General features: G+C 71.7%; 8 protein-coding genes and 2 pseudogenes. 6 read left to right on the top strand and 4 right to left on the bottom strand.

What is annotated here, in order from left to right; all coding sequences use genetic code 11:
• Positions 1-254: 254 nt before the first annotated feature.
• Positions 255-611 carry a VOC family protein gene (locus tag ACRDTB_RS37345; RefSeq protein WP_431436984.1) on the bottom strand — a complete coding sequence of 119 codons (357 nt, stop codon included), beginning with the start codon at positions 609-611 and terminating at the stop codon, positions 255-257.
• A 54-nt stretch (positions 612-665) separates the two neighbouring features.
• On the opposite strand from ACRDTB_RS37345, the gene ACRDTB_RS37340 reads away from it, so the two are divergent.
• Entirely contained in the window at positions 666-1,178 is a 513-nt protein-coding gene (locus ACRDTB_RS37340; protein WP_431436983.1) for a TetR/AcrR family transcriptional regulator, read from the top strand.
• 7 nt (positions 1,179-1,185) lie between these two features.
• Here ACRDTB_RS37340 and ACRDTB_RS37335 read toward each other — a convergent pair whose 3' ends face one another.
• Positions 1,186-2,046 (bottom strand): MaoC/PaaZ C-terminal domain-containing protein, encoded by an 861-nt coding sequence (locus tag ACRDTB_RS37335; protein ID WP_431436982.1) that lies wholly within the window; start codon positions 2,044-2,046, stop codon positions 1,186-1,188.
• Positions 2,047-2,143: 97 nt separating this feature from the next.
• Entirely contained in the window at positions 2,144-2,245 is a 102-nt protein-coding gene (locus ACRDTB_RS37330; protein ID WP_431436981.1) for a 2Fe-2S iron-sulfur cluster-binding protein, read from the bottom strand.
• A 65-nt stretch (positions 2,246-2,310) separates the two neighbouring features.
• On the opposite strand from ACRDTB_RS37330, the pseudogene ACRDTB_RS37325 reads away from it, so the two are divergent.
• The 5 genes and pseudogenes from ACRDTB_RS37325 to ACRDTB_RS37305 form a co-directional block, all read left to right on the top strand.
• Positions 2,311-2,532: pseudogene (locus ACRDTB_RS37325) on the top strand (2,3-dihydroxybiphenyl 1,2-dioxygenase); the annotation flags it as partial.
• Positions 2,529-3,063, top strand: a pseudogene (hsaB, locus tag ACRDTB_RS37320) (3-hydroxy-9,10-secoandrosta-1,3,5(10)-triene-9,17-dione monooxygenase reductase subunit). The pseudogenes ACRDTB_RS37325 and hsaB, both read left to right, overlap by 4 nt.
• 141 nt (positions 3,064-3,204) lie before the next feature.
• Positions 3,205-3,354 (top strand): hypothetical protein, encoded by a 150-nt coding sequence (locus tag ACRDTB_RS37315; RefSeq protein ID WP_431436980.1) that lies wholly within the window; start codon positions 3,205-3,207, stop codon positions 3,352-3,354.
• A gap of 34 nt (positions 3,355-3,388) precedes the next feature.
• Positions 3,389-3,826, top strand: a complete 438-nt coding sequence (locus ACRDTB_RS37310; protein WP_431436979.1) for an alpha/beta fold hydrolase — start codon at positions 3,389-3,391, stop codon at positions 3,824-3,826.
• 31 nt (positions 3,827-3,857) lie between these two features.
• Positions 3,858-4,193: an MmcQ/YjbR family DNA-binding protein gene (locus ACRDTB_RS37305; RefSeq protein ID WP_431436978.1), complete on the top strand. Its 336-nt coding sequence runs from the start codon at positions 3,858-3,860 to the stop codon at positions 4,191-4,193.
• Here ACRDTB_RS37305 and ACRDTB_RS37300 read toward each other — a convergent pair.
• The coding region (locus ACRDTB_RS37300; protein ID WP_431436977.1) for an acyl-CoA dehydrogenase family protein at positions 4,190-4,734 on the bottom strand (545 nt) is incomplete at its 5' end. The two genes, ACRDTB_RS37305 and ACRDTB_RS37300, sit on opposite strands and share 4 nt — an antisense overlap.

Genomic DNA, 4,734 nt, shown 5'->3' with positions numbered 1-4,734 from the left:
TCCCAGCACAGCACCGCGTCGGTCAACTCGAACAAGGCATCCGCACGGCGAGACAGGCAGGCATAGAACCCGTCGCGGAACGCGGCCAGTTCCCCGAGCACAACGGCAGTGTCGGGGTGGTGCACACCGATCAACTGAAGCCCTCGGCGTGATCGTCTTCCCTCAGCAAGAAGCATGATCAACCAAGGGCTTCACCCATGATCAACCGGGTGTGCATCTGAGCCAGAACAGGTTAAAACTCAAGCTAGAGTCGGCTACTCCTCCGGCACGGGGGCGCTCTGGTCGAAGATGTGGACGGTGTTGCCGGCCGGGTCGAGGAACGCGGCAGCGCGCCCGCCCGGCATGTCGAAGGCCTCGCCGACCCACTTTATGCCCGGGTGCTCGGCCATGAACTTCTCCACGCTCTCGACGCCGTAGAACCCGCCGGCCTTCCACTCCGGACCGTCGCCCGGCGGCACGTCCAGCATCAGCTCGATCTCCGTGCCCGGCAGCCGGAACGCGGCAGTCGTCTCACCCTCCCGCCAGGCCTCGTCCAGACCGAGCACGTCACGGTAGAAGGCCACGGCCGCGGCGAGGTCGTCCACCGGCTGGTAGAGGAATGTCAGCTTCATGGCCGGACCATAATTCGATTATGGAATCCAGTCAATGGGTTACGCTCACTGGCGATGCGTGAGTGGGTTCCGGTACCGGGCACCGCGAAGGCCCGGCTCGTCGAGGCGGCCATCCACCAGTTCGAGGTGGCCGGGTACGAGGCCGTCAATGTGACCGAGCTGGCCGCGAAGGCCGACGTCACGACCGGTTCGCTGTACCACCATTTCGGCTCGAAGCTGGGCCTGTACCTGGTGGTGCGCGAGGAGATGGAGCGGCGGGTGGTCGACCGCATGGCCGGCGCGGTCGCCGCGGCGGGCGGGCGCGGGCGTGCCGCGGTCCGGGCCGCGCTGCTCGTCGCGTTCGACGCCGCCGCGCACTTCGGCGTCTGCCGCATCCTGGCCGAGCCCCTCCCGGTGCCGCGCGACGACCCCATCGAGGCCACCCTGCGGCCGCTGGTTCCCAAGCGGCGCGGCGCGAGCGGCACGATCCTGGCGGCCTCGTTGCGCGCGGCCCTGCTGGCCGTCGCCGACGGTGTGCCCAGCCCGACGGCCCGTGCGTCGCTCGACTACCTCCTCGCGCCGGAATAGGCCGAACCTAGGCGAGCGTCAGGACGGTGTCCGCGAGCACCGGGGCGTCGGCGCGGTCCGCGGCCGTCGCGGTGATGGTGTAGCCCTGCTCGGTCGTCCACACCCGGATGCGCAGCGTCTCGCCGGGGTACACCACGCCGGCGAACTTCGTCGCGAACGAGGCCACCCGCGTCACGTCCCCGTCGAGCACGCTGTCCACGACGGACTTGCAGACGATCCCGTAGGAGCACAGGCCGTGCAGGATCGGCCGCTCGAACCCGGCACGCTCGGCGAAGACCGGGTCGGCGTGCAGCGGGTTGCGGTCACCGCACAGCCGGTACAGCAGCGCCTGCTGCGGCAGGGTCGGCGTCTCGATCACGCGGTCCGGGTCGCGGTCGGGCACCTCGACCGCGGTGGACGGCCCGCGGCGGCCGCCGAACCCGCCCTCGCCGCGCACGAAGATCGCCGAGCTGGCCGTCCACAGTGGCGCACCGGACGGCTCGTCGACCGTGGTCTCCTGGATGATGACCGCGGCCTTCTCCTTGTCCCACACGTCGGCGATCCGCGACCGTGCCACCGCCGAGCCGGTCGCCGGGATCAGGCCACTCACCGTGATCGACTGGGTACCGTGCAGCACCTTCGCCAGATCCACGTCGATGCCGGGGAAGCGGATCGCGGGCGGCTCGAAGGTCCGGAACCCGGGCGCCACCACGCCGAACGTGGGCAGCACCCGCACCCGGTCCTCCAGCACGTACCGCAGCTCACGCGGGTCGGTCGGCGTGCCGCCCGCGCCGAGCGCCAGGTGGTAGAGCAGGACGTCCGTGCTGGTCCAGGAGAACTCCGTGGTGCCGAGGTCGGCACCGATGGCGACGTCCGGGTCGATGGGCATGCGACCTCACTCGTAGCTGACCTCCACGGCATCGGTCACGGGCACGGCCTGGCAGGCCAGGATGATGCCGTCGGAGATGTCCTCGTCCTCCAACACGTCATTTCAACATCTCCACCTCGCCGGCCACCAGCCGGCAGGCGCACGCGCTGCACGCCCCATCCCGGCAGGAGTACGGCGCGTCGACGTCGTTGTCCAGCAAGGTCCGGCAGCTTCACGTCGGCCGGCCAGTCGAGCGTGCGCCGCACCCCGTCCAGGGTCACCTCGTGCCACGATCGCGCGCCGCGCCACGGGGTCCCGATGTCGGCCACGCTCGGCCGGCAAGTCAACGACCTGATGCTGTCGTTCTACCTGAAGACACCCGGCGGCTTCGACGTCGAGTTCGGCTGCGAGGGCCGCACGGTCGACGACGAGACGTGGATCGCCCGGGAGAGCACCGCGGTGTCGTTGTGGGGCCACGACTTCTCGATCGGTGCGAAGCGGCAATGATCGGCCAGGCCATCGAGCCGGCCGCCTTCCGCAAGGCGCTCGGGCACTTCTGCACGGTCGTCACGGTCGTCACCGCGCGGCACGGAGCCGAGCCGGTCGGGTTCGCCTGCCAGTCGTTCGCCGCGCTGTCGCCGGACCCGCCGCTCGTGCTGTTCTGTCCGGGCCGCGCCTCGCGCACCTGGCCACTGATCGAGCGGCACGGCCACTTCTGCGTCAACGTGCTGAGCCACGCACAGCGCGACGTGAGCACGGCGGGCGGACAAGTTCGCGAACGTGCCGTGGTCGCCCGGCCCGTCCGGCGCGCCCGTGCTCGACGGCGTGGTCACCTGGCTGGACTGCGCGATCGAGAACGTGCACGACGGCGGCGACCACCACGTCGTGCTCGGCCGCGTCACCACCCTCGGCCCGCAGCGCGACGTGCGGCCGCTGCTGTTCCACCGCGGCGCCTACCCGGTCACCGAGCCCGCCGAGCCCACCCCGGGCATCCTCGACAGCCTCATCACCTGGTCCCGGAACGACGACTGGATCTAGGACCCACACCAACCAACAGGAACCTCAGGGGCACCGTGACGCAACCCAGCCACCAGCACGTGAACAACCGCACCATCCGCCGAAACGCAACCAACACATAAGAATCCGGGGAGGCGGGCTAGTCCGCTGGCCGAGCGGCTCGTGGCCGCCGGGCGGCGGGTGGTGGCGCCCTTCCTGCGCGGTCACCATCCGGCGACCGCGGACGCGATGTCCTACGCCGACGGCAGCACGCTCGCCGCCGACGCCGCGGCGATCGCCGGGGGCGCTCGGGGACGAGGCCGGTCGACATGATCGGCCACGACATCGGCGCGGCGTGGAGTATCGGGTGGCGGCCGCGTGGCCGGAGCGCCTGCGTCGGGGTGTCACGATGGCGGTGCCGCCGCCCGCCACCATCCGCGCGATGCTCGGCGATCCCGCGCAGCTGCGGCGGTTCCTCTACATGTTCCTCTTCCAGGTGCCGGGCGTCGCCGAGGCCGCGCTGGCCGCCAACGCGCTGCGGATCCATCGCGGCAACGTCGACACCTCGCCGCATGATCCGGCGCTCGCACCCCTCGCCGAGAAGACCGAGACGCTCGCGCCGATCCCGCTGCTCGTCCTCGCGGCCGACGACGACGGCTGCATCCCGCCGGGGCACTTCACCGGGGCCGAGCGCGGCCTCGCGCCCGGCTCGCGGGTGCAGACCGTGGCGGAGGCCGGCCACTTCACGCACCTGGACCGGCCGGACGAGATCGCCCGCCTGGCACTGGAGTGGTTCGGTACGTGAGCGGCTCGTCGTCCGCTGGCACCATGGCTGCATGGTGACCGAGGACGACGTGCGGCGGGTGGCCCTGTCCCTGCCCCACACCACGGAGAAGCCGTCGTACGGGACGCCCGGGTTCCGGGTGAAGGACAAGTTGTTCGCCCGGATCCGCGAGGAGGGCGACGTGCTCGTCGTCTGGGTGTCCGACGAGGGCGAGAGGCAGGCGATGATCGAGTCCGAGCCGGACAAGTTCTTCACGACCCCGCACTACGACGGCTACCCGCTCGTGCTGGTGCGGTTCGGCGCCGTGGACGTCGAGGAGCTGACCGAGCTGCTCACCGAGTCCTGGCGGCTCCGCGCGCCCAAGCGGGTGGCGGCCGAGCTGGACTAGAGGCCGCTCGGCGCGGCGAGGCGGTCGACGTGTTCGGCGGGTGGCCGAACAGGTGCAGGCCGGCGGGTGCGCGCTTGAAAGTAGCGGTGCGCGTCACGCTCCCAGGTGATCGCGATGCCGCCGTGCAGCTGGATCATCTCGCCGGCCACCTCGTGCAGCGCCTCCGCGCAGTGGGCCCTCGCGACCGCCGTGCGCAGCGGCAGCTCCTCGGGGGACGCGAGCGCGGCGGCCAGCGCGGCCGACTCGGCGGTCTCGACCAGCACGTGCATGTCGGCCATCCGGTGCTTGAGCGCCTGGAAGGAGCCGATGCGCCGGCCGAACTGCCGCCGCTGACCCGCGTAGGCCACGGTCAGCTCCAGGCACCGGGCCGCCGTTCCCGCCTGCTCGGCCGCGAGCGCCGCGCACGCCAGGTCACACAGCCGCGCGAGGTCCACCGGCCCGATCCGGCGGGCCGGGGCCGACGAGAACGCCACGCTCGCGAGCCGGCGGGTCCGGTCCATCGCCGGCGCGTGCGTGCGGACCGCGGCGGCCGGCTCGACCT

It is taken from the genome of Actinophytocola sp. (genome assembly GCF_050699935.1).
Taxonomy (GTDB): Bacteria; Actinomycetota; Actinomycetes; order Mycobacteriales; family Pseudonocardiaceae; genus Actinophytocola.
The sequence above is the reverse complement of the archived record's forward strand: the minus strand, read 5'-3'. Positions and strand labels throughout refer to the sequence as shown.

What these genes read in the sequence shown, in the direction of transcription:
- ACRDTB_RS37305 (WP_431436978.1), top strand. Translation starts at nt 3,858, where the DNA reads ATGGTGACCGAGGACGACGTGCGGCGGGTGGCCCTGTCCCTGCCCCAC.
- ACRDTB_RS37345 (WP_431436984.1), bottom strand. Translation starts at nt 611, where the DNA reads ATGAAGCTGACATTCCTCTACCAGCCGGTGGACGACCTCGCCGCGGCC.
- ACRDTB_RS37335 (WP_431436982.1), bottom strand. Translation starts at nt 2,046, where the DNA reads ATGCCCATCGACCCGGACGTCGCCATCGGTGCCGACCTCGGCACCACG.
- ACRDTB_RS37340 (WP_431436983.1), top strand. Translation starts at nt 666, where the DNA reads ATGCGTGAGTGGGTTCCGGTACCGGGCACCGCGAAGGCCCGGCTCGTC.